Annotated in this window: 20 protein-coding genes; 10 read left to right on the top strand and 10 right to left on the bottom strand. The window is 72.1% G+C overall.

From position 1 onward, the window contains the following. Positions 1-175 precede the first annotated feature (175 nt). Both AB0950_RS14830 and AB0950_RS14825 read left to right on the top strand, forming a co-directional pair. Positions 176-727 carry a SigE family RNA polymerase sigma factor gene (locus AB0950_RS14830; protein ID WP_360571321.1) on the top strand — a complete coding sequence of 184 codons (552 nt, stop codon included), beginning with the start codon at positions 176-178 and terminating at the stop codon, positions 725-727. After that, the gene (locus AB0950_RS14825) at positions 724-1,944 is read left to right on the top strand and encodes a WD40 repeat domain-containing protein (RefSeq protein ID WP_366778659.1); all 1,221 of its coding nucleotides are present in this window, start codon (positions 724-726) and stop codon (positions 1,942-1,944) included. The genes AB0950_RS14830 and AB0950_RS14825 overlap by 4 nt, the downstream gene beginning before the upstream one ends. A 75-nt stretch (positions 1,945-2,019) precedes the next feature. Here AB0950_RS14825 and dapA read toward each other — a convergent pair whose 3' ends face one another. Beyond that, entirely contained in the window at positions 2,020-2,925 is a 906-nt protein-coding gene (dapA, locus tag AB0950_RS14820) for a 4-hydroxy-tetrahydrodipicolinate synthase (protein WP_366778658.1), read from the bottom strand. Positions 2,926-3,092: 167 nt separating this feature from the next. Here dapA and AB0950_RS14815 point away from each other — a divergent pair, with 167 nt between their 5' ends. The 5 genes from AB0950_RS14815 (at position 3,093) to AB0950_RS14795 (ending at position 6,180) form a co-directional block, all read left to right on the top strand. Beyond that, the gene (locus tag AB0950_RS14815) at positions 3,093-3,260 is read left to right on the top strand and encodes a hypothetical protein (RefSeq protein ID WP_360150572.1); all 168 of its coding nucleotides are present in this window, start codon (positions 3,093-3,095) and stop codon (positions 3,258-3,260) included. After that, positions 3,257-3,964, top strand: coding sequence for a hypothetical protein (locus tag AB0950_RS14810; RefSeq protein WP_366778657.1), 708 nt, complete (start codon positions 3,257-3,259; stop codon positions 3,962-3,964). Before AB0950_RS14815 ends, AB0950_RS14810 begins: the two co-directional genes overlap by 4 nt. Positions 3,965-4,293: 329 nt before the next feature. Then, entirely contained in the window at positions 4,294-4,782 is a 489-nt protein-coding gene (locus AB0950_RS14805; RefSeq protein ID WP_366778655.1) for a DUF3618 domain-containing protein, read from the top strand. 49 nt (positions 4,783-4,831) lie between these two features. Beyond that, positions 4,832-5,431, top strand: a complete 600-nt coding sequence (locus AB0950_RS14800; protein WP_361983900.1) for a helix-turn-helix domain-containing protein — start codon at positions 4,832-4,834, stop codon at positions 5,429-5,431. A 14-nt stretch (positions 5,432-5,445) separates the two neighbouring features. Then, positions 5,446-6,180, top strand: a complete 735-nt coding sequence (locus AB0950_RS14795) for an SRPBCC domain-containing protein (RefSeq protein WP_360150584.1) — start codon at positions 5,446-5,448, stop codon at positions 6,178-6,180. Between the two features lie 6 nt (positions 6,181-6,186). Here the strand turns inward: AB0950_RS14795 and AB0950_RS14790 are convergent, their stop codons facing one another. Next, the gene (locus AB0950_RS14790; RefSeq protein ID WP_366778654.1) at positions 6,187-8,013 is read right to left on the bottom strand and encodes an endonuclease/exonuclease/phosphatase family protein; all 1,827 of its coding nucleotides are present in this window, start codon (positions 8,011-8,013) and stop codon (positions 6,187-6,189) included. Positions 8,014-8,279: 266 nt separating this feature from the next. Here AB0950_RS14790 and AB0950_RS14785 point away from each other — a divergent pair, with 266 nt between their 5' ends. Together AB0950_RS14785 and AB0950_RS14780 are read left to right on the top strand one after the other, a co-directional pair. Next, a complete protein-coding gene (locus AB0950_RS14785; RefSeq protein ID WP_366778653.1) occupies positions 8,280-9,707 on the top strand; it encodes a hypothetical protein in 1,428 nt (475 codons plus the stop codon). 221 nt (positions 9,708-9,928) lie between these two features. Further along, the gene (locus tag AB0950_RS14780; protein ID WP_366778652.1) at positions 9,929-11,371 is read left to right on the top strand and encodes an alkaline phosphatase PhoX; all 1,443 of its coding nucleotides are present in this window, start codon (positions 9,929-9,931) and stop codon (positions 11,369-11,371) included. A 61-nt stretch (positions 11,372-11,432) separates the two neighbouring features. Here the strand turns inward: AB0950_RS14780 and AB0950_RS14775 are convergent, their stop codons facing one another. Beyond that, positions 11,433-12,881 carry an MFS transporter gene (locus AB0950_RS14775; protein WP_360571309.1) on the bottom strand — a complete coding sequence of 483 codons (1,449 nt, stop codon included), beginning with the start codon at positions 12,879-12,881 and terminating at the stop codon, positions 11,433-11,435. A 183-nt stretch (positions 12,882-13,064) separates the two neighbouring features. Between AB0950_RS14775 and AB0950_RS14770 the strand changes: the two genes are divergently transcribed. Beyond that, positions 13,065-13,649, top strand: coding sequence for a helix-turn-helix domain-containing protein (locus AB0950_RS14770; RefSeq protein WP_360571307.1), 585 nt, complete (start codon positions 13,065-13,067; stop codon positions 13,647-13,649). A 73-nt stretch (positions 13,650-13,722) separates the two neighbouring features. Here AB0950_RS14770 and AB0950_RS14765 read toward each other — a convergent pair whose 3' ends face one another. The 7 genes from AB0950_RS14765 to AB0950_RS14735 form a co-directional block, all read right to left on the bottom strand. Next, positions 13,723-14,958 (bottom strand): TerD family protein, encoded by a 1,236-nt coding sequence (locus AB0950_RS14765; protein ID WP_360150602.1) that lies wholly within the window; start codon positions 14,956-14,958, stop codon positions 13,723-13,725. Between the two features lie 70 nt (positions 14,959-15,028). Then, the gene (locus AB0950_RS14760) at positions 15,029-16,018 is read right to left on the bottom strand and encodes a zinc-dependent alcohol dehydrogenase family protein (protein ID WP_366778650.1); all 990 of its coding nucleotides are present in this window, start codon (positions 16,016-16,018) and stop codon (positions 15,029-15,031) included. Further along, entirely contained in the window at positions 16,015-16,842 is an 828-nt protein-coding gene (locus tag AB0950_RS14755) for a carbohydrate ABC transporter permease (protein ID WP_360150608.1), read from the bottom strand. Before AB0950_RS14755 ends, AB0950_RS14760 begins: the two co-directional genes overlap by 4 nt. Then, positions 16,839-17,774, bottom strand: a complete 936-nt coding sequence (locus AB0950_RS14750) for a sugar ABC transporter permease (protein WP_366778649.1) — start codon at positions 17,772-17,774, stop codon at positions 16,839-16,841. The genes AB0950_RS14755 and AB0950_RS14750 overlap by 4 nt, the downstream gene beginning before the upstream one ends. Continuing rightward, positions 17,771-19,138 (bottom strand): sugar ABC transporter substrate-binding protein, encoded by a 1,368-nt coding sequence (locus tag AB0950_RS14745; protein ID WP_360150614.1) that lies wholly within the window; start codon positions 19,136-19,138, stop codon positions 17,771-17,773. Before AB0950_RS14745 ends, AB0950_RS14750 begins: the two co-directional genes overlap by 4 nt. A 77-nt stretch (positions 19,139-19,215) precedes the next feature. Continuing rightward, on the bottom strand, positions 19,216-19,986 hold the full coding sequence (locus tag AB0950_RS14740) for a DeoR/GlpR family DNA-binding transcription regulator (protein ID WP_360150617.1): 771 nt from the start codon (positions 19,984-19,986) through the stop codon (positions 19,216-19,218). Between the two features lie 288 nt (positions 19,987-20,274). Further along, a complete protein-coding gene (locus AB0950_RS14735; protein WP_360150620.1) occupies positions 20,275-21,084 on the bottom strand; it encodes an NAD(P)-dependent oxidoreductase in 810 nt (269 codons plus the stop codon). Positions 21,085-21,224 lie beyond the last annotated feature (140 nt).

Below are 21,224 nucleotides of genomic sequence, written 5' to 3'. Positions count from 1 at the left end.
CCCACCACGCGCGCAGCAGCGCCCTCCGCCCCGTGTGGCGGAGGGCGCTGTGTCATGCCGGCACCACCGTGCGCCCGGATTCTCCTGCGGGGTGAGGCATAGCAGGGGGTGGCTGGGGGCGTCGGGAGGGGTGGAGGGGCCGGATGACGGGGCCCCGGGGGAAGAGAAGGTGACGATGGATGCCGAAGCGCAGGAGAATTTCCGGCAGTTCGTGGCCGGCAGGTCGTCCGCGCTGCTGAGGACCGCCGTCCTGCTGACCGGCGGCGACCGGCACGCCGCCGAGGACCTGCTGCAGAACGCGCTGGTCAAGGCGGCCGGACGGTGGCAGCGGATCGACGAGCCGGAGGCGTACGTCCGGCGTGTCCTGTACCGGCAGCAGATCAGCCGCTGGCGGCTGAAGTGGCCGCGGCGGGAGGTGACCGTCGCCGAACCGCCGGAGGACTCCGTGGCCCCGGACGCGTCCGGCGCCGCCGAGCTGCGGCTCGTGCTGCGCGCGGCCCTCGCCCGGCTCACCGCCCGGCAGCGCACCGTGCTGGTGCTCCGGTACTTCGAGGACCTCCCCGAGGCCGACGTGGCCCGGATCCTGGGCTGCTCCGTCGGCACCGTACGGTCCACCACCCATCGCTCCCTGGCCCGACTCCGGGAACTCGCCCCCGAGTTGGCGGCCCTGGACCCCGGCCGGGACCAGCCGTCCCGTGACTTCTCGCCCGTGGAGGTGCGCCCGTGAGCGTCGAGGACCTCGTGCGCGACGCCCTGCGCGAGCAGGCCGCGCAGCAGCCGCCGGCGCCGGCCGGGTTCGCCGACCGCGTGCTCGGCGCCCGCCGGCGCCGCCGGACCCGCCGGCTGGCGTCCGTGGCGGTCGCCACCGCCGCCGTGCTCGCCGTCGGCATCGGAGTGCCGCTGCTGGACTCCGGCGGGAAGACCGACGTACGGCCGTCCGGTGTGCTGGACTCCCGTGACGTCGTCGCCCACCCCGACCAGGGGCCGCCGCGCGAGCTGATCGCGGCCGGGCGGTCCGCGATGGCCGCGTACTACACCGTGCAGATCGTGCCGCGCGGCTCCGGCCACGCCACCGGCGAACGCACGTACTGGCTGCTGAACCCCGGGACCGGCCGGTACGAGAAGGACGACCGGTGGTCGTTCGTGGCCGTCGCCCCGGGCCTGAGGACCGCCGCCGTGCTGGAACGGACGCTGCCCGCCCCCCGGATCGGCCTGCTCGACCTGGCCACGCGAAAGGTCGAACGATGGATCCCCGTGTCGCACGGCATCGGCGGACTCGCCTTCTCCGGCGACGGCCGCCGACTGGTCGCCACGACCTACGCGGACAATCCCGACGGGTTCCAGGAGGTTCTCGACTCGCGGACCGGCCGCTCGGAGTGGGGACCGGTGTTCGACGGCTTGTCCCGCACCGGCTTCGCCGTCGTGGACGTGGCCACCGGCAAGGGCACCTGGGTCGCCGTCGCGGCGGGCCGGGAGTTCCCGGGCCGCGAGGACTTCGCCTTCAGCCGCGCCGGTGACCTGCTGTACTCGCGGATCGTCGGACCGCGGGACGGCATGCAGCAGTTCTACGACTTCCGGGGCAGGAAGGTCGCCGCACCCGCGAACGAACGCCACCTGCGGTCGGACGTGAGCGCCAGACTGTCCCCGGACGGGCGGCTCGCCGCCTGGGGTCTGGTGGCCGAGCCCCACCACACGTCGTACTCCTCCATCCGCGATCCGCTCACCGGCAAGGAGATCATCCGCGTGCGCGGCGCCCAACTCGTCGCCTGGTCGGACGACAAGCGGCTCGTCGCCTGGGAGCGGGATCCGAACGTGGAGCGGTACCGGCCGCGGCTGGTGCTGGTCACGATCGGCAGCGGCGAGGTCGTGCCGCTCAGCGGCTTCCAGGAGCCGAATGACTGGTACGGCGACAGGGACTGGGAGCCGGTGTTTGCCGAGCGGTGAGTTGTGTGGGGGCGGGGGCGGCGCGGGTACGGGTGCGGAGACGTGCGGGTTCGGGTTCAGGTGGTGGGTGGGCTCTCAGGTGGTGGTGAGTTGCTTGTATCGGGTCAGTAGGTCGTCGGTCCTCTCGCAGTCCGCGGGCAGCAGGGGAGCGCGTACCGGGCCCGCGGGGCGGCCGAGGCGTGCCAGGAGTGCTTTGGCGGTTACCGTACCGGGCAGGCCCGCGGCCATCATCGCCTCGATCAACGGCGTCGCCCGCAGCTGGAGTTCGGCCGCCCGGGCGGTGTCGCCGGCGTCGAACGCGTCGAGGATCGCGGCGATCCGGCCGGGTACGGCGTTGGCGACCGTGCTGACGCAGCCCGCGGCGCCGACCGCGTACAGCGCCAGTACGTGTTCGTCGCAGCCCGCGTAGTACGCGAGATCCGTGTGCGCCAGCACCTTCTGGGTGCCGAGGAAGTCGTACGAGCAGTCCTTGACCGCGACGATCCTCGGGTGCTCGGCGAGGCGGATCACCGTCCGCGGCTCGATCCGGGTGCCGGTGCGGCCCGGGATGTCGTACAGCATCACGGGCAGCCCGCTCGCGTCGGCGACCTGGCGGAAGTGCGCCTCCAGCGCCTCCTGCGGGGGCCTGCTGTAGTACGGCGTCACCACCAGCACCCCGTCGGCGCCCGCCTTCTCGGCCGCGCGGGCCAGCTCCACGGTGTGCCGGGTGTCGGCCGTGCCCACCCCGGTGACCAGGGAGGCGCGGTCGCCGACGGCCTCCCGGACGGCCGCGACCAGTTCCGTCTTCTCCGCGTCCGTGGTGGTGGGCGACTCGCCCGTGGTGCCGTTCAGCACCAGGCCGTCGCAGCCCTCGGCCACCAGCCACTCGGCCAGCTCGCGGGCGCCGTCCAGGTCGAGGGCGCCCTCCTCGGTGAACGGCGTGATCATCGCGCAGAGCGTGCGGCCGAAGGGGCGGCGGGTGGTGGCGGGCGTGGTCGTCATGACGGTAGTGTCGGCGGACTCAAGGTGAAGCTCTACTTAATTCTGCTAAGTGGTATTAGTAAGCAGTGCTGAATGGAGTGGGTGGCCGGCGAAGGCCCTGTGTCCAACTCGGCCCCTCATGGGTCACTATGGCCGGAGGGTCACCGACGTCCGTCATGGGAGGCACCATGAAGCTCGGCAAGGCACTGGCCACCGGATACGCCGAGGAGCGGCCGCGCGGCGAAGAGGCTGTCCGGGAGGAGGTCGTCCGCGAGGAGCGGGGACCGCTTGCTGAGGACACCGCCCGCGTCGTAGCGCCCGAGCCGGGCCGCGAAGAGGTTCCGGCCGTCCGATGAGACTGCGGCTCCCCGCGGAACGCCCGACGGAGCCGCCGACCGGTTACAAGATCGCCCACCCGGTGCTGTCCCAGGACGGCACCCGGGCCGGGTTCACCGGAGTGTCGCTCGGCGGCGCGCTGCCGTACGGCGTCCTCGACGACGCCGCCTGCGTCTACGGACGCCGGCACCGGCCGCCGGCCCGGCTGTGCGACTGCGGGTTCCACTGCGTCCACGACCGTGCCGCCGCGGAGGCCATGCTGTGCGCCGGCGAGCACCGTACGGCCCTGCTGCTGGAGGTCTCCGTGCTCGGTGCGTACATCCGCTTCGAGCGCGGGTTCCGGTACGGCCGGCAGCGGGTGCGTACGGCCCTCGCCGGGCCGTGTGCCTGCGGCGGTACCGCCGTCGCGCTCGCCGACGCCGGGTGGGGCAGGCCGGGGTGGCGGGGGCTCGCCCCGGTGTGCGCCGGTTGTGTGCGCGGGCGTACGTCCGTCTCGCTCGCCGGGTTCGCCCGGCTGGCCGGGGAGGGGCTGCGGGTGGTTGCGCGCGGTGGGGGTACGGGGCTTGGCTCCGCCGAGTTGGCGGCGGGGGCGGAGCTGGGAGTGCCCGAACTCGTGGCCGAGGCCGCGTTGTTGCAGGCTCGGCTCGACTGGTTCCAGAGTCAACTCGCTCGGCTCGGTGAGCGTGGGGGTGGGGGTGGGGGTGCGGGACCGGGGCTCGGGTGACACGGTCTAACGGTCGGCTCTCCGGGTACCCGCTGGCTTGAGGCGGTCTGGTCGGTGCGTCTTCGGCGCGCGGGTCACTGCGGGTGCGTCGTGCGTTCGATGCCTGCGGCGGCCCGTGCGGGTGCGTCGTGGCCGGGGGCGCGCCTACGGTGGTCTGTGAGTCGGTGCCGCGCCGGGTGGTGTCCGTCCTCGGTCCGGCGGGCTGCCTGCCGTAGGGGTACCCGGCGTGTGCGCCGGCCGCCGCGGGCGGACACCACCCGGCACGTCCCCTCCCGCCGTACGCGGCCTCAGGAGACGGACACCGACGCGATCAGGGAAAGGGCACACCGATGAAGCACAGGATTCCGCATCGCACGGGGGCCAAGGGGCCCGACGAGCTGCGGCAGCAGATCGAGCACGCCAGGCACCAACTCGGGGGCACCGTGGCCCAGTTGGTCGGCAAGGCCGACATGAAGGGGCGGGCCCGGGTGCGGGCCGCCGATCTGCGGGACAAGGCCGGCGCCATGACCGTGCAGCTGCGGGTCAGCGCCGCCCAGGCCGGGCATGCGGTGCAGGGCAAGGCCGCGCACGCCGGGCACGTCATGCAGGGCAAGGCCGCCCATGCCGGGCATGCCGTGCAGGGCCGGATGGCTGACGTGGGGCATGTCGTGCAGGGGCGGGTCGGGCACGCCGGGCATACGGCACAGGGGCAGGCCGTCGCTGTTCAGGGCAGGGCCACGCGGATCCTCGTACGGCTGCGGCGGCCGGCGGTGATCGCGGGCGTTGCGGGTGTCGCCGCCGCGGTCGCCGCGGGTATTGCGCGGATGAGGCGACGCTGACCTGCGCCCCACCGTGGACAAAAAAAGTTTTCGGTGGGAGGGTGTGGGCATGCTGGACGTGACCGTGATCGAGGACCCCGAGGCGGCGGCCGTGTCGCTGGACCCCATCCGGGCCCGGCTGCTCGCCGAGCTGGCCGTGGAGCCCGCCTCGGCGACGATGCTGGCCGGCAAGGTCGGACTGCCCCGGCAGAAGGTGAACTACCACCTCAAGGCGCTGGAGCGGCACGGCCTGGTCGAGCTGGCCGGGGAGCGCCGCAAGGGCAACGTCACCGAGCGGCTGATGCGGGCGACCGCCGCGTCGTACGTCATTTCGCCCGCCGCTCTTCCGGGCGTGCAGCCGGATCCCGACCGCTTCCGGGATCAGCTGTCCGCGCGGTGGCTGCTCGCGCTCGGCGCCCGGCTGGTGCGGGACGTCGGCGCGCTGATCACCGGAGCCGCGCGGGCCCGGAAGGGGCTGGCGACCTACGCGCTGGACGGGCAGGTCCGCTTCGCCTCGGCCGCCGACCGGGCCGCCTTCGTGCAGGAGCTGACGGCGGGCGTGAGCGCGCTGATCCGCAAGTACGACGCCCCGGACGCCGAGGGCGGGCGCGACCACCGGATCGTCGTCGCCCTGCATCCCACGGTCAAGGTCCCCGCACTGGACCAGTGAGCAGGAGTCCCGACATGCCCGAGGAATTCGAGATCGTCCGCGAGTTCGAGGTGGACGTGCCGCCCGAGAAGGTGTGGGAGGCCGTCACCACCGGCACCGGCGGCTATCTGTGGCCCATGGACCCGCCCGAGCCCCGGGAGGGCGGCAGGGGGCCGTTCGGGTCCACCGTCACCGCCTGGGATCCGCCGCACCGCTACAGCAGTCGCAGCGAGAACGTCGGCATGCCGACCCAGTCGGTCAACCAGCTCGACTACACCATCGAGCCCCGCGACGAGGGCCGCCGCGCCTGGGTGCGCTATGTGCACAGCGGCATCTTCACCGACGACTGGAACAACCAGTACGACGGCGCCAGCAAGCACACCAACTTCTATCTGCACACCCTGTGCGAGTACCTCACCCACTTCGCGCCCCGGCCGGTCGCCTTCGCCCAGGTGAACGGGCCCGCGGCCTCGGCGAGCCCGCGGGCGCTCGCCGCCGCCGCGCGCGCCCTCGGGCTGGGGGACGACGCGGCCGCCGGTGCGAAGGTGAGCGTCCGAGGGCCCGGCGGGCCCCTGGACGCCGTACTCGACTACCGCAATCCGTACTTCATCGGGCTGCGCACCGACCACGCCCTCATCCGCTTCTTCGGGCGCGGCCACTGGGGCGCCCCGCTCGGCATCAGCGTCCACGACTTCGCGCCGGACGCCGACGCCGAGGCGAACGAGGCCGCCTGGCACGACTGGCTGAACGGGGTGTTCGGCCGGTCCTGACACAGGTCACGGGCGCAAGCGCAGCACCTGCGGGTCGTGGTCGCTGATCTGGTCGTTGAACTCCGAGTTGATGTGCACGCTGTCGTACTCGAAGTCGCAGCCGCGCCGGATCGCCGGGCTGATCAGGATCTGGTCCAGCACCTGCTCGTTGCCCTGGTAGTCGTAGGTGTAACGCTCGCTCTTCGGCAGCGACTTGATCGCCGACCACAGTTCGCCGTCGCCCTCGAGGAGCTGCGCCGTCTCGGAGAACTCGAAGTCGTTCATGTCGCCCAGTGCGATGACGTTCGCGTTCTTCTGGACCTTGAGGATGTCGTCGACGAAGGCGTTCACCTCGGTGGCCTGCGCGTGGCGCTGGATCTCCGAGCTGCGCGTCGGCGGCTGGTACTGGGAGGTCAGGCCCTGGTCGCCGCCCTTGGAGATCAGGTGGTTGGCGATCACGAAGACCGTCTTGCCGCGGAAGAGGAACTGGCCGACGAGCGGCTTGCGGCTGTCCTTCCAGGCGGCGTTCGTCGGGTCGATGCGGCCCGGGGAGGCCGTCAGCCCGGCCTTGCCGTTCTCCTTGGTGACGCCGACCGCGGTGGTGGAGCCGCCGCCCGCGCGGTCCACGAAGGACACCCGCTCGGGGTTGAACAGGAACACCTGGCGGATGTTGCCGCCCGGCTCGCCGCCGTCCTGGTCGTTGACCGGGTCGATCGAGCGCCAGTCGTACGTCGGGCCGCCCGCCGCGACGATCGCGTCGATCAGCTTGTTCACGGTGACGCTCGCGTCGACCGTACCGTCGTCCGTGGCGCCGTTGTCGTCCTGGATCTCCTCCAGGGACACGATGTCCGGCGACTGCAGGTTGTTCACGATCGCGGACGCGTGCTGGGCGAAGGTGCTGTCCGAGGGGTCGAGGTTCTCGACGTTGTAGGTCGCCACCGCCAGCTCGCGGCCCGCCTGCTTCCGCGTCGTCTCGCGCTCCAGGCCGGCGCTCTTCAGCGTGCCGAGCTTGCTCGCGACGAGGGTGTAGCCGCCGTACTGGTTGAAGTCGAGCGGGCCGGTGGTGGCGCCCTCCAGGGTGTCGCCGACGTTCGCCTTCGGGAAGTCGGCGGTGGAGCCCAGCGACTGGATCTGCAGGCGGCCGGTGTTCTGGGAGTCGTAGGAGCCGTAGACCGTGCCGCCGCGGCTGCCGGCGTGCTCCTGCGGCTTCACCGTGACCCACAGCTCGCTGTAGGGGTCGGTGGCGGTGACCACGCGGGTGTCGGCGACCTGGACGTTCATGCCCTCCAGGGACTCGTAGTAGTCCAGGGCGTACTTCGACGGGTCCAGGGGGAGGGTGTTGACCGAGCCGCCGGCCGCGGTGTCGCCCTGCGGTGTGTACGCGTCCGGCACCGCGTTCTCGTCGATCACGACCGGCGCGGGGACCGGGTTGCCGGTGGAGACCGTGGTGATCACCGGCTTGGTGATCTCCGTCAGGGACTGGTTGCCGGTGGAGGCGCCGCCCGGGACGTACTCGGAGACCATGCCGGTCACCGTCACCGAGTCGCCGACCGCGACCTTCGGCGTGGAGCTGGTGAAGACGAAGACGCCCTCGCTGGTGGCCGGGTCGTCGTCCGGGGTCGGGTCCTGGAGCCAGAAGCCTCTGGAGGAGCCGTACGTGCGCGTGGCCGTGACGATGCCGGGCACGTCCGTCACCTTCTGCCCGGCGAACGGCGATATTCGGGTCGTGCCCTGGATGTCGTGGACGCGCACCGAGTCGGCGTGCGCGGGGGAGGTGAGGGCGACGGCGGACGCCGCGCTGCAGACGGCGGCGACGGTGAGCGCGGCGAGGCGCGTGGAAGACCTGCTCGGCAAGGGATCCCTCCGGGGACGTGACGATGCGCCGGGACGAGGGTGGTACGGGTGCGTGTGGGGGTCGTAGCCCTCCGTGACACGCGTAGAGCCGAGTGAACGGTCGTCCCCCCAACTTCTACGCGCGTCAATCTCCTGCCTGCGCCGGGGAGTTGTCAAGGTTTCAGCCATGTACGGCCGCTGACGGGGAGATGAACCGGGCGGCATGGGGCGAAATCCGTCTAGGCTGAGCGGCTGAGCCCGTTTCACGCTCCGAGGAGATCCAGCCGATGTCAGACAGCTCCCCCCTGCCGCCCGTACGGCTGCACTCCGAAGCGGAGCTGGCCCGCGCAGCGCTGTCCACGCCGCTGCTCTCCCGTGCCGCCCGCCTCGCCCGCTGGGCCGGGCCCGGCACCCGGGTGGACGCCGGCGGCGCCCTGGTCGAGGAGCAGCTTCCGGCCGCCGCCGAGCTGCTCGGACTGAGCGGTGACGACGCCGCCGCGGACGCCAGCGAGGCCTGGCGGGTCGCCGTGGACACGGGGCTGGTCGAGATCGTGGACGAGGAGGCCGGCACGGTCCGGGCGGGCGAGGAGCTGAAGCTGCTCACCGGCGGCTCCCCGGCCGACGTGCTCTCCGTGTGGCTGACCGCGCTGGAGACCGTCGTCGCCGACGCGAGCGTGCCCGATCTGGACGGTCTGGCCGACGCCCTGGACGAGGGCGGCAAGGTCGATTTCCCGTCACTCGGCTGGGACCCGGACGCGGAGGCCGCGTTCCTCGACGGCGTCCTCGGCAATCTGTATCTGCTGACGGTGAGTGAGGGCGGCCCCGGCGACGCGCCGGTCCCGCTGCCCGCCCTCGCCGCCTCGGTGATCGTCCCCGACGGCCCGGGCGAGCCCACCGACGACGTCCTGCAGCAGGTCTCGGACGCGATGATGCGCCTGGACGACCAGTTCCGGATGCTGGAGCCGGTCGGTCTGGTGGAGTACCGGCCGGTGGACGAGGCGCTGATGGCCGACCCGGAGGAGGAGCCGGGCGCGCCGCTGGACGACACCGACGTCGCGCGCTACGGCATGGTCCGGCTCACCCCGCTCGGGGTGTACGGGCTGCGGGCGCGGCTGCTGGACGCCGGGTTCGCGGCGCCGGCGGTCGGCGAACTCGCCGACAAGGGCGCGGACGCGCTGCTCGACGGCATGGCCGGCTTCGGTCAGGCCGCGGCGCGGGCCGAGACCGAGCAGTGGCTCGAACGGCGTGAACCGCTCGCCGCCGCCCGGGAGTTGCTCGCCGCGGCCCGGGGCACGGACGCGGGCGCGCCGCTGCGCAGGCTGCGCTGCCAGCAGGCCCTGTCCCTGGTCGGCGCCGAGGCCGAGCCCGCGTTGCGGGAGGTGCTGGACGATCCCGAACTGGGCGGCCTGGCCCGCGTCTGGCTGAGCGAGCGGGGGATGGCCGGGGTGCCGGCGCCGTCCGAGGAGATGGTGTTCTGGCTGACCGTCGACACGCTGGCCGCGCAACTGGCCGCCGAGGGCAACTCGGAGGAACTCCAGGCGCTGGTCGAGGGGCTGGCCGCGCAGCACAGCGGATTCTTCTCCGCCGCGTGGCGGGTGGAGCACCCGGCCACGGCCGACGTGCTGGAGGCGATGGGACGGCTGCACCCGGACAAGAAGGTGGCGAAGGAGGCGCGGAAGGCCGCGTTCAAGGCGCGGTCGCAGCAGGGGGCCTGAGGCCCTCGCGGTACGGCCGGTTTCTCCTCGGCGTTGTGAGCGAGCGCCGTCGCGGCGGGTCGCCTTTGGGGCGGCCATGGGGTGCGCCATACGGATTCTTGAACAAGGGCCTTTGAAGCAGCCCGCCGTTCAACTCCCGTTCAAGGTGTGGCGGGAGCGTGTGCGCCGAACCGAGGTCCGCCACCCTCCACGGCACTCCCACCGTCTGTAGGAGACACACCATGTCGCTCACCCGCAGGGACTTCGCCAGAACCTCCGCGATCACCGGCGCCGGGATCGCCCTGGCGGGCAGCGTCGGGGCGCTCGCCACCGCGCCGAACGCCCTCGCCGCGACGGACGCCGACAGCGCCGGGGCGGAGCCGGCGCACGGCGGACACGGCGTCGGCTACGGCCCGCTGGTCCCCGACCCGAACGGCATCCTCGCCCTGCCCGCGGGCTTCAGCTACCAGATCGTCACCTACAGCGGCAAGACCACGCTGGAGTCCGGCGAGTTCACGCCGTCCAACCACGACGGCACCGCCGCCTTCGCGGGTCCGCGCGGCACCACCCTCCTCGTCAACAACCACGAGCTGAAGGGCCCGCGCGCCAACTGGACGTACCCGGTGCCGCTCACCGAGGGCCTCGTCTACGACCCCGCCGCCTCCGGTGGCTGCACGGTCGTCGAGGTGCGCCGCGACCATGTCGCCGAGTGGGTCGGCATCGCCGGCACCTCCACCAACTGCGCGGGCGGTTCCACCCCCTGGGGCACCTGGCTGACGTGCGAGGAGACCGAGGACCAGGCCGGCCAGAACGGCATGACCAAGGACCACGGCTACGTCTTCGAGGTCGACCCCGAGGACCGCCGGGCCAACCGCGACCCCGAGCCGATCAAGGCCTTCGGCCGCTACGCCCACGAGGCGGTCGTCATCGACCCCAAGCGCGGGCACGCGTACCTCACCGAGGACGCGGCCGGCCCCAACGGCCTGCTCTACCGCTGGACCCCGCCGCAGGGCTTCCGCCACGGCCGCGGCAAGCTGCGCACCCTCGCCGACGACGCCGGTGTGCTCCAGGCCTTCAAGTGCTTCGACTCCGGCGGCCAGTTCGTCGACGACCTCTCCCGCGCCACCAGGATCGGCACCGTGTACGGCGTCGACTGGGTGGACGTGCCCGACCGCGACGCGAGGACCGTCTCCGTGCGCAAGCAGTTCGCCGCCGGCCAGGTGACCCGCGCCCGCAAGCTGGAGGGCATGTGGTGGGGCGACGGCGGCGCCTACATCGTCTCCTCCTACGCCCGCGAGGAGAGCCCCGTCCAGCACGACGGCCAGGTCTGGTTCTACGACCCGGGGCGCCGCACCCTCACCCTGAAGGTGCTGCTCGGCGTGAATCCGGACCCGGCGCAGGACGGCGCCTTCGACGGCCCGGACAACATCACCGTCTCCCCGTACGGCGGCCTCGTCATCGCTGAGGACGGCGAGGGCGTCCAGCATCTGTTCGGCGCCACCGACAGCGGCCGCACCTACCCGATCGCCCGCAACGAGCTGAACATCGGCACCGAAGCGGAGCCGGAGTACAGCGAGTTCACCGGCGTCACCTTCTCGCCCGACGGCAGGACCCTGTTCGCCAACATCCAGACGCCCGGCATCATGCTCGCCATCACCGGGCCGTGGAAGCGGCAGAAGCAGTAACCGCCGGGACCCCCGAGCCGCTCCCCGTCTCGCCTGGGAGACGGGGAGGGGCGTGGACGGCTCAGGTCCGGTGCGCGGTCCGGGGTTTGCCGCCGGTGAGCACGGACGCCGCCACCGCCAGCGCGGCCAGCGCGATCAGCGAGCCGAAGCCGAAGGCGCGGGACGCCCCGTGGACGAGGGTCCGGGCCGGACCGCCCCTCGCGTGCCGGGTGGCCGTGCCGTACACCGTGACCAGCACGGACAGCCCGACCGTGCCGCCGAGCCACTGCAGGGTCTGCAGCAGTCCCGAGGCCGCGCCCGCCTCCCCCGGCTCGACGGCGGACAGGATCGTCGCGTTCAGCGGCATGAAACTCAGGCCCACGCCCAGGCCCAGCAGCAGGAGCGGGCCGAGCAGTCCGGCGAGGTATCCGTCCCCGGGCCCGAGCCGCCACAGCCAGCCGGTGCCCGCGGCGATCAGCGTCATGCCGGTCAGCAGCACCGGCTTGACGCCGAAGCGGGCCAGCAGGCGCGGCACCAGCCGTACGGTCGTGAACATCACGAGCGTCATGGGCAGAAAGGCGCACCCCGCGCGGAACGGGCTGTAGTGCAGCACCCGCTGGCAGATCAGGGTGAGGAAGTAGAAGGCGCCGAACATGCCGGCCGGCAGCAGCAGGATGCTCGCGTAGCCGCCCGCCCGGTTCCGGTCGGCGAACAGGCGCAGCGGCATCACCGGCCCGCCCGCCCGCGCCTCGACCAGCACGAAGCCGGCCAGCAGCGCGGCCGCGGCGGTGAAGCCGAGCTGGGCCCGGGTGTCGCTCCAGCCGGCCCCGGACACCCGGATGAACCCGTACACCAGCGAGGTCGTCCCGGCGGTGCCGGTCAGCGCGCCGGCCAGGTCGAACCGGCCCGCGTGGCGCGGGGTCTCCGCGACGCAGCGGGGCAGGGCGAGCGCCACGGCGATGCCCAGGGGCACGTTGATGAGCAGCGCCCAGCGCCAGGACGCCCAGGAGGTGAGCATGCCGCCGAGGACCAGGCCGACGGAGCCGCCGATGCCCGCCATGGAGGAGTAGACGCTGAGCGCGCGGTGCCGGGGCGGTCCCTCGGGGAAGCCGGTGGTGATCAAGGCGAGGGTGCTGGGCGCGATGAGGGCGCCGCCGAGGCCTTGCAGCGCGCGGGCCGCGAGCAGCCAGGCGCCGCCGGTGGCCAGTCCGCCGAGCAGGGAGGACGCGGCGAAGAGCAGGACGCCCGAGGTCAGGGCGCGGCGCCGGCCGAGGATGTCGCCGGCGCGTCCGCCGAGCAGTAACAGGCCGCCGAAGGCGAGGGTGTAGGCGTTGAGCACCCAGGACAGGGCGGTGGGGCTGAAGTGCAGGGCCTGCTGGATGTCGGGCAGCGCCACGTTGACGACGGTGGAGTCGACGCCGACCATCAGGTAGGCGGTGACGATGACGAGGAGTGTGGTGCCGGGCCTCGCGGACGGCGCGGGCGCGGCGGGCGCGAGGGCCGTGGTGGCCGGTGTGGACGGGGTGGACATGGCGGTCTCCCGGTCTGGGCGTCCCCGGGCACGCGGCGTCGGTGGGCAGGGGTGAGGCGGCGTACGGCAGAGTCGAGGCATGGGTGAGCTGCCCACGGAGCACGACGGCGTTAAGCGGGGACTGTCTCCGTTTAGTGCTCGATAAGATACGGAGAGAGTCCCCGCTTTGCAAGGAGTTACTGCATGACGCAGGTCAGGCCCATGCGCGCGGACGCTCGGCGCAACTACGAGCGGTTGCTGAAGGTGGCGGCGGAGGCCTTCGCCGAGCATGGGGAGAAGGCGTCACTCGACGACATCGCCAAGCGGGCGGGCGTCGGCTCCGGCACGCTCTACCGGCACTTCCCAACCCGGCAGGCGCTGCTGGAGGCGGCGTACGTGGACCGCATCGAGGCGCTGGGGGCGCGGGGGGCGGAGCTGGCGGAGCAACTGCCGCCCGGTGAGGCGCTGGTGGAGTGGCTGAACGAGCTGTGCGTCGCCACGATCCAGGTGCGCGGGATGAAGGCGCTGCTGGGCTCGGCGGTCGCGGACGGCAGCTCGGCGGCGCTGACGGCGTGCGGGACGACGGTGAAGGGCGCGGCCGCGAGGCTGGTCGAGGCGGCACGGGCGGAGGGAGCGCTGCGGGACGACGTCGAGCCGATCGACGTGCTGCGGCTCGCCCACGGGGTTGCCACGGCATCCGAACTCGCCGACGGGCAGGGGCGGGAGATCCGGCGGTACCTGACCCTGCTGGTGGAGGGGCTGCGGGGCCGGCCGTACCGAAACGGCTAGCCCCGCACCAGGCCACGGCGGCACCGGCCGGCCCCCCGGCGGCGATGCGCCCCGGTCTCCCGCCCCCTACCGCCTACAGCGCCCGTGCCCCCGGGTCCGCCATGTTCCGCACCGTGCGGGCCTTGACGAAGTCGCCCAGTGCCGTCATGTCCCACTCGCCGGAGTACTGGCGGACGAGCTTGGCCATCAGCACGCCGGTCTGGGGCTCGGCGTGGGTGAGGTCGAAGCGGACCAGTTCCTCGCCGGTGGTGCCGTCCAGCAGGCGGCAGTAGGCCTTGGCGACCTCGGTGAACTTCTGGCCGGAGAAGGAGTTCACCGTGAAGACCAGGCCGGTGACGTCCTGGGAGAGGCGGCCGAGGTCGACCGTGATCACCTCGTCGTCGCCCGCGCCCTCCCCGGTGAGGTTGTCACCGGAGTGCCTGATCGCGCCGTTCAGGATCGTCAGCTTGCCGAAGTAGCAGCTGTCGATGTGGTTGCGCTGCGGGCCGTAGGCGATGACCGAGGCGTCCAGGTCGATGTCCGCGCCGCGGAACGCCGGCTCCCAGCCGAGCCCCATCCTCACCTGGGAGAGCAGCGGACGGCCGCCCTTGATCAGGGAGACGGTCTGGTTCTTCTGGAGGCTGACCCGGCCCTTGTCGAGGTTGATCTTCCCGGCCCCCGGAGCGGGCGCGGCCGGGGCCGGGGGAGGCGACACCGGCGGGGCGGGCGGGGTCACCGGGGTCTGCATGGCGGGCGGCGGCGGAGCGGCGGGCTGGGGCGGCGCCGCCGGTGGTGCCGCCGGGGCGGCCGGCTGCGGCGGGGCCGACGCGGTGGCCGGTTCCTCCACCGTCACGCCGAAGTCCGTCGCGATGCCGGCCAGTCCCTCGGCGTATCCCTGGCCGACCGCGCGGGCCTTCCACGCGCCGCCCCGGCGGTAGATCTCCACCACGATCAGCGCGGTCTCGGTGCCGAGCTGCGGCGGGGTGAACGTGCCCAGCACCGTGCCGGCGTCCGCGTCGCGGATCGTGGCCGTCGGCTCGATGCCCTGGAAGGTCTGGCCGGCCGCGTCCGGGCTGGCCGTGACCACGATCTTCTCGATGTCCGGCGGGACGGCGGCGGTGTCGACCGTGATCGCGTCGGGGGCCGTACCGCCCCCGGACGCGTGGTTCACGCCCGGTCCCACCGGCTGGTTGTAGAAGATGAAGTCGTCGTCCGAGCGCACCTTGCCGTCGGCCGTGAGCAGCAGGCCCGACACGTCGAGCCGCACGGGCGCGGACACGTCCACCGTGACACGGGCGGCCGACAGAGGGATGTTCGAGCCAGGGGTCATAGCTGTCATGCCGGGTGAACGAACGACATCGCTTTACCGTTCCCTTACCAGCGGAAACCCGCCGAACGGCCTACGGCACCACCACGATCTTGCGGCCCACCCCCGCCGCGAACTGCTCCAGCGCCTGCGGGTACTGCTCCAGCGGGATCCGGTCGCTGATGAACACCTCCGGGTCCAGCACTCCGTTCGCGAACAGCTCCGCCGCCCGCTCGAAGCTGTGCAGCACCGCCATGGAACCGGTGATGGTGATCTCCTGGTTGTAGATGCGGTACGGGTCGATCGTCACCCGGGTCGCGTAGTCGGCCACCCCGAACTGCAGGAACGTGCCCGCCTTCGCCACCCGGTCCAGGCCGTCCTGGATCGCCGCCGCGTTGCCGGTCGCGTCCACGACCACGTCCCAGCCCTGCGGGCGGTCCAGTTCGTCCGCGTTCGCCGCCGAGGCCGACACGCCCAGCTGCCGGGCCGTCTCAAGCCGCGCCGGGTTCACGTCGACCACGTCCACGCTCGCCGCGCCGGTCCGCTTGGCCAGCTCCAGCATCATCAGGCCCATGGTCCCGGAGCCGTAGATCAGCACGTGCGCGCCGAGGCGGGAGTTGAGCACGTCGTAGCCGCGCACCGCGCAGGACAGCGGCTCCACCAGGGCCGCGTCCTCGGTGCGCACGTGCTCGGGCAGCTTCACGCAGTTCGCCACGGGGGCGACCGCGTACTGCGCCGCCCCGCCCGCCGTGGTCACGCCGATGGCGGCCCAGCGCTCGCACAGGTTGTTGTGGCCGGTACGGCAGTAACGGCACTCGTAGCAGTACAGGGAGGGGTCCACGGCCACCCGGTCGCCGACCGCGACCTCGGTGACCTGGCTGCCGACGCCGACCACCTCGCCCGCGAACTCGTGTCCGGGGACGATCGGCAGCTTGGGCGCGAACTCGCCCTGGAGGATGTGCAGATCGGTGCCGCACAGCCCGCAGGCCGCCACTTCGACGACGACCTCGCGCGGCCCTGGCGTCGGGTCCGGGACCTCGGTGACGACGGCGCGGCCCACGGACTCGATGACGGCGGCCTTCATTTCACGGCTCCCAACGACAGGCCCTGGACCAGCTTGTCCTGGGCGGCGAACCCCGCGGCGAGCACCGGCAGGGAGATGACGAGCGACGCGGCGCACACCTTGGCCAGGAACAGCCCCTGGCTGGTGATGAAGCCGGTCAGGAAGACGGGGGCGGTCTCGGCGACCACGCCCGTGAGGACCCGGGCGAACAGCAGCTCGTTCCAGCTGAAGATGAAGCAGATCAGGGCGGTGGCGGCGATGCCGGGCAGGGCGATCGGGGTGACCACGCGCGCGAGGATCGTCGGCAGCCGGGCGCCGTCGATCTGCGCCGCCTCGATCACCGCGACGGGCACCTCGGCGAGGAACGACTGCATCATCCACACCGCGATCGGCAGGTTCATGGAGGTGTAGAGGATGACCAGGAGCCAGATGTTGTCGAGCATCCCGGTGTTCTTCGCGAACAGGTAGACCGGCAGCAGGCCGGCCACCACCGGCAGCATCTTCGTGGACAGGAAGAAGAACAGCACGTCCGTCCACTTCCGCACCCGGCGGATCGACAGCGCGTACGCGGCCGGCAGGGCGAGGAGCAGCACGCACAGCGTCGAGACGACCGAGGCCACGGTGGAGTTGATCAGCGCCGGCCAGGGGCTCGCGCCGCCGCCCGACCCGAAGAACTCGCGGTAGCCGTCGAGGGTGAGCGACGCGGCGAAGGACGGCGGATTGGTGGCCGCGTCCGCCTCGGAGTGGAAGGACGTCAGCGCCATCCAGGCGATGGGCAGGAAGAACGCGATGCCGGCCAGCCAGGCCAGCAGGCCCAGCCCGCCTCGGCGCAGTGCGGCGTTCATGCGCGGGACACCTCCTCGCGGAACAGGGACGACACCACGCGCAGGGCGAAGGTCGCGATGATGATCGAGCCGATGACCACCAGGACGCCGGCGGCCGAGGCGAGGCCGTTCTCGTGGGCCTGGTAGAAGCTCTGGTAGACGGTGTAGGGCAGGTTGGCGGTGCCCAGGCCGCCGGACGTGATGGTGAACACCGCGTCGAAGTTCTGGACGATGTAGATCGAGCCCAGCAGGGCGCCGAGTTCCAGGTAGCGGCGCAGGTGCGGGAGCGTCAGGTGGCGGAAGATCTGCCAGTCGCCGGCGCCGTCCACCCGCGCGGCCTCGATCTGCTCGTGGTCGCGGCTCTGCAGTCCGGCCAGCAGGATCAGCATCATGAACGGCGTCCACTGCCACACCAGGGAGGCCTCGACGGCGAGCAGCGGGTTGTTCGAGATCCAGTCGGGCTGGGGACCGCCCACATAGTGCAACAACCCATTGAGCAGGCCGTACTCAGGGTTGTAGAGCACATGCTTCCAGAGCAGGGCGGCGGCCACCGGGACGACGAGGAACGGCGCGATGAGCAGGGTGCGGACGATGCCCCGGCCGCGGAACCTGCGGTCCAGCAGCAGCGCCAGCGCGAGGCCCAGGACCAGGCTGACCAGCACCACCGTCGCGGTGAGCAGGACGGTCGTCCAGACCGAGTGGCGCAGGTCCGCGTCGGTGAGGACCTGGCGGTAGTTGTCGAGGCCGGTGAAGTGGCGGGCCTTGGGATAGAGGGCGTTCCAGTCGAAGAAGGAGATCACCAGCGTGGCCACGAACGGCAGCTGGGTCACCACGATCAGGAAGACGAGGGCGGGCATGAGGGGGGCCCGGGTGGCCCAGGCGCGCAGGCGGGCGGAGGGCCGCCGCGCGGCGCGTACCGGTGCGGTGGCGAGGGGTGCTGTGGTCGCGGTCATCGTCCCTCGTACTCCTTGGAGATCTTCTCGGCGAGCTTCTGGGACTTCTTCAGGGCCGACTCGACGGACTGGCGTCCGGCGACGGCCGCGCTGATCTCCTGGGAGACCTTGGTGCCGAGGTCGGTGAACTCGGGGATGTCGACGAACTGGATGCCGGGCGCGGGGCGCGGCTGCACCCCGGGGTCGGTGGGCCGGGCGCTCTCGATGGCCTGCTTCGTCATGTCCTGGAAGGCGGCGGCCGACTTGCGGTACGCGGCGTTGCCGTACGTCGACGCCCGCTTGCCCGCCGGGACGTTCGGCCAGCCGCTGGTCTCGCCGACGAGCTGCTCGTAGCCCTTGCCGGACGCCCAGGACACGAACTTCCAGGCCTTGTCGGGGTTGCGGGAGGCCTTCTGGATGCCCCAGGCCCAGGTGTAGAGCCAGCCGGAGGACGGGGTCTTCTCCACGGGGGCGGGGGCGTAGCCGAGCTTGCCCTTGACGGGGGAGCCGTTCGCCTCCAGCAGGCCGGCCGCGGAGGTGGCGTCGTACCACATGGCGACCTTGCCCTGGGTCATGTTGTTGAGGCACTCGGCGAAGCCGGACTGGGCGGCGCCGGACTCGCCGTGCTTGCGCACGAGGTCGACGTAGAACTTCGTCGCCTTCTCGAACTCGGGGGAGTCCAGGCGGGCCTTCCAGTTCTTGTCGAACCAGGTCCCGCCGAAGGTGTTCACCACCGTGGTCAGCGGCGCCATCATCTCGCCCCAGCCGGGCAGGCCGCGCAGGCAGATGCCCCTCATGCCGGGTTTCGCGCCGTCCACCTTGGCCGCGAGGTCGGCGACCTGCTGCCAGGTGGGGTGGGCCGGCATGGTCAGGCCCTTCGCCGCGAACACGTCCTTGCGGTACATCAGGAAGGACGACTCGCCGTAGAAGGGCTGGCCGTAGAGCTTGCCGTCGGAGGCGGTCAGGGACTGGCGCATGGGGGCCAGCACGTCCTTCTCGTCGTACGACGGGTCCTTGGCGACGTACGAGTTCATCTCGTGCAGCCAGCCGTTGCGGGCGTAGATCGGTATCTCGTAGTTGCTCAGGGTCGCCACGTCGTACTGGCCCGCCTGGTTGGCGAAGTCCTGGCTGATCTTGTCGCGGACGTCGTTCTCGGGCAGGACCGTGAAGTTGACCTTGATGCCCGTCTCCTTGGTGAAGTGCGCGGCGGTCAGCTTCTGCAGCTCGGTCATCTGGGGGTTGTTGACCATCAGCACGTTGATGGAGTCGCCACCGCCGGTCCCGCCCGCGCCGACCCAGCAGCCGGAGAGCAGCGGGGCGAGCAGCGTCCCTGCGGCGGCCATGGCGAGCGTGGCTCGCGGCCTCCGTCGGCTCTGGGTTCGCATGGATCGCTCCTGGAGATATCGGGATATAAGGGGCGCTTGGAGGTGTGAAGCGCCCGCAAGGGGGAGTGAGTTGACTTTCAGACCCGGATGACCTGCGGGCCCAGCAGGGAGTAGCGGTGGGCCTCGGCGGCCGGGAGCTGGGTGCTCGTCACGATCGTCTCCAGCGCGCCGACCTCGGCGAACCGGCAGAAGCTGACCGCGCCGAACTTGGTGTGCACGCCCACGAACACGGTCCGGCGCGCGGCCCGCATCGCCTGCGCCTTGACCTCGCTGACCGCCGGGTCGGGGGTGGTCAGGCCGTGCTCGCGGGAGATGCCGTTGGCGCCGATGTAGGCGAGGTCGATGACGAAGCCGGCGAGCATCTTCGTCGTCCAGTGGTCGACGGTGGCCAGGGTGCCGGCCCGGACCCGGCCGCCGAGGAGCAGGACCTGGGTCTTCCCGCTCTCGGCGAGGGCGCCCGCGACCGGCAGGGAGGCGGTGACCACGGTCAGCGGCCGGTCGGCGGGCAGGGCCTCGGCGATGAGCTGCGGGGTGAAGCCCTCGTCCACGAACACCGTCTCGGCGTCCCCGACCAGCTCGGCCGCGGCGGCCGCGATCCGGCGCTTCTCGGGCACATGGCTGGTGGCGCGGAAGGCGAGCGTCGTCTCGAAGCCGGCGCTCTCCACCGGGTAGGCGCCGCCGTGCGTACGGCGGACCAGCCCGTGGTCCTCCAGGGCGCGCAGGTCGCGCCGTATGGTCTCCTTGGCCACGCCCAGCTCGACGGCGAGCGCGGTGACGTCGACCGAGCCGGTGGCCCGCGCGGCCCGCACGATCTCACGCTGGCGTTCTTCCGCCGTCCTTGCGCCCATGTCGTCACCCACCTTCCGCGGAACTGCCCGTTCGGGCTTCATGGGGGAAGTTCTACAGCGGGTGCGCGGTGGTGACCAGGTCTGTTGCGGGCCCGATACTGCCCGTTTGTGTCCGTTCACCCAGGGCGGTGCCCGGCGCGGACCTGCGCGACCGTGTCCGGCCGTGCGGGAACGGGCAGCCCGGATGCCCGAACACGCCGACGGGCGGGCCCGTTCGGTGCCCGCCCGCGTGTGTGAGCGATCGTTTTCCGTCCTACGGAGCCTCCGCCGGGCTCGGTACGGCCAGGCTCAGTACGGCCAGATCGGCGGGTCGGTCACGAAGTGCCCGCCGAGGTGGCTGTGCGCCGGGTTCCCAGGGTCCAGCTCGCCCTGCTCGGCGATCAGCTTCTCGGCGTACGGTTCGGAGTCGTCCCGCGGCTCGTAGCCGAGCGCCCGCGCGCTGGTCAGGTCCCACCACAGCCGGGTGTTGGCGGAGGAGCCGTAGACGACCGTGTGGCCGACGCCCTCGGCGGTCAGGGCCGCGTGGAAGAGGCGGGCGCCGTCGGCCGGGCTCATCCACACCGAGAGCATGCGCACGCTGGTCGGCTCCGGGAAGCAGGAGCCGATGCGGACCGAGACCGTCTCCAGGCCGTGCTTGTCCCAGTACAGCTGGGCGAGGTCCTCGCCGAAGGACTTGGACAGGCCGTAGAAGGTGTCCGGGCGGCGCGGGGTGTCGACCGGGATCGGCGGCTCGCCCGGGCGCGGCGCCGGGGTGAAGCCGACGGCGTGGTTGGAGGAGGCGAAGACGATCCGGGGCACGCCCTCCTGGCGGGCGGCCTCATAGAGGTTGTAGGTGCCCTCGATGTTCGACTTCAGGATCTTCTCGAAGGGGGCCTCCAGGGAGATGCCCGCGAGGTGCAGGACGGCGTCCACGCCCCGCACGGCCTCGCGCAGCGCCGCCGTGTCGGTGAGGTCGGCGGTGATCGCGTCCGGCTCGCCCTCGATGGGGCGCACGTCGAACAGGCGGAGCGTGTAGCCGTACTCGGGCAGCAGGGACCGCATCAGGGTGCCGAGGCCTCCGGCGGCGCCGGTGAGCAGAACGGTGCGGGGAGCGGGCATCCTCGGTTCTCCTTGTGTCCGATATTCACATACGTGGACACGCTAGAGACTTTCGCCGTGCACCGTCAAGTGTCGCGTGATCTCCGTGAATTCGCTCCTGGTGTTGCGAGTTTCATTGCTTGACCTGCGGCGAAAAGGCC

Origin of the sequence: Streptomyces sp. NPDC007189 (genome assembly GCF_040703635.1) — a bacterium.
Classification (GTDB): domain Bacteria; phylum Actinomycetota; class Actinomycetes; order Streptomycetales; family Streptomycetaceae; genus Streptomyces.
The sequence above is the reverse complement of the archived record's forward strand: the minus strand, read 5'-3'. Positions and strand labels throughout refer to the sequence as shown.

Excerpts from the sequence above, each read along its gene's own strand:
- AB0950_RS14830 (WP_360571321.1), top strand. The coding sequence starts at position 176 with ATGGATGCCGAAGCGCAGGAGAATTTCCGGCAGTTCGTGGCCGGCAGG.
- dapA (WP_366778658.1), bottom strand. The coding sequence starts at position 2,925 with ATGACGACCACGCCCGCCACCACCCGCCGCCCCTTCGGCCGCACGCTC.
- AB0950_RS14815 (WP_360150572.1), top strand. The coding sequence starts at position 3,093 with ATGAAGCTCGGCAAGGCACTGGCCACCGGATACGCCGAGGAGCGGCCG.
- AB0950_RS14810 (WP_366778657.1), top strand. The coding sequence starts at position 3,257 with ATGAGACTGCGGCTCCCCGCGGAACGCCCGACGGAGCCGCCGACCGGT.
- AB0950_RS14805 (WP_366778655.1), top strand. The coding sequence starts at position 4,294 with ATGAAGCACAGGATTCCGCATCGCACGGGGGCCAAGGGGCCCGACGAG.
- AB0950_RS14800 (WP_361983900.1), top strand. The coding sequence starts at position 4,832 with ATGCTGGACGTGACCGTGATCGAGGACCCCGAGGCGGCGGCCGTGTCG.
- AB0950_RS14795 (WP_360150584.1), top strand. The coding sequence starts at position 5,446 with ATGCCCGAGGAATTCGAGATCGTCCGCGAGTTCGAGGTGGACGTGCCG.
- AB0950_RS14785 (WP_366778653.1), top strand. The coding sequence starts at position 8,280 with ATGTCAGACAGCTCCCCCCTGCCGCCCGTACGGCTGCACTCCGAAGCG.
- AB0950_RS14780 (WP_366778652.1), top strand. The coding sequence starts at position 9,929 with ATGTCGCTCACCCGCAGGGACTTCGCCAGAACCTCCGCGATCACCGGC.
- AB0950_RS14775 (WP_360571309.1), bottom strand. The coding sequence starts at position 12,881 with ATGTCCACCCCGTCCACACCGGCCACCACGGCCCTCGCGCCCGCCGCG.
- AB0950_RS14770 (WP_360571307.1), top strand. The coding sequence starts at position 13,065 with ATGACGCAGGTCAGGCCCATGCGCGCGGACGCTCGGCGCAACTACGAG.
- AB0950_RS14765 (WP_360150602.1), bottom strand. The coding sequence starts at position 14,958 with ATGACCCCTGGCTCGAACATCCCTCTGTCGGCCGCCCGTGTCACGGTG.
- AB0950_RS14760 (WP_366778650.1), bottom strand. The coding sequence starts at position 16,018 with ATGAAGGCCGCCGTCATCGAGTCCGTGGGCCGCGCCGTCGTCACCGAG.
- AB0950_RS14755 (WP_360150608.1), bottom strand. The coding sequence starts at position 16,842 with ATGAACGCCGCACTGCGCCGAGGCGGGCTGGGCCTGCTGGCCTGGCTG.
- AB0950_RS14750 (WP_366778649.1), bottom strand. The coding sequence starts at position 17,774 with ATGACCGCGACCACAGCACCCCTCGCCACCGCACCGGTACGCGCCGCG.
- AB0950_RS14745 (WP_360150614.1), bottom strand. The coding sequence starts at position 19,138 with ATGCGAACCCAGAGCCGACGGAGGCCGCGAGCCACGCTCGCCATGGCC.
- AB0950_RS14740 (WP_360150617.1), bottom strand. The coding sequence starts at position 19,986 with ATGGGCGCAAGGACGGCGGAAGAACGCCAGCGTGAGATCGTGCGGGCC.
- AB0950_RS14735 (WP_360150620.1), bottom strand. The coding sequence starts at position 21,084 with ATGCCCGCTCCCCGCACCGTTCTGCTCACCGGCGCCGCCGGAGGCCTC.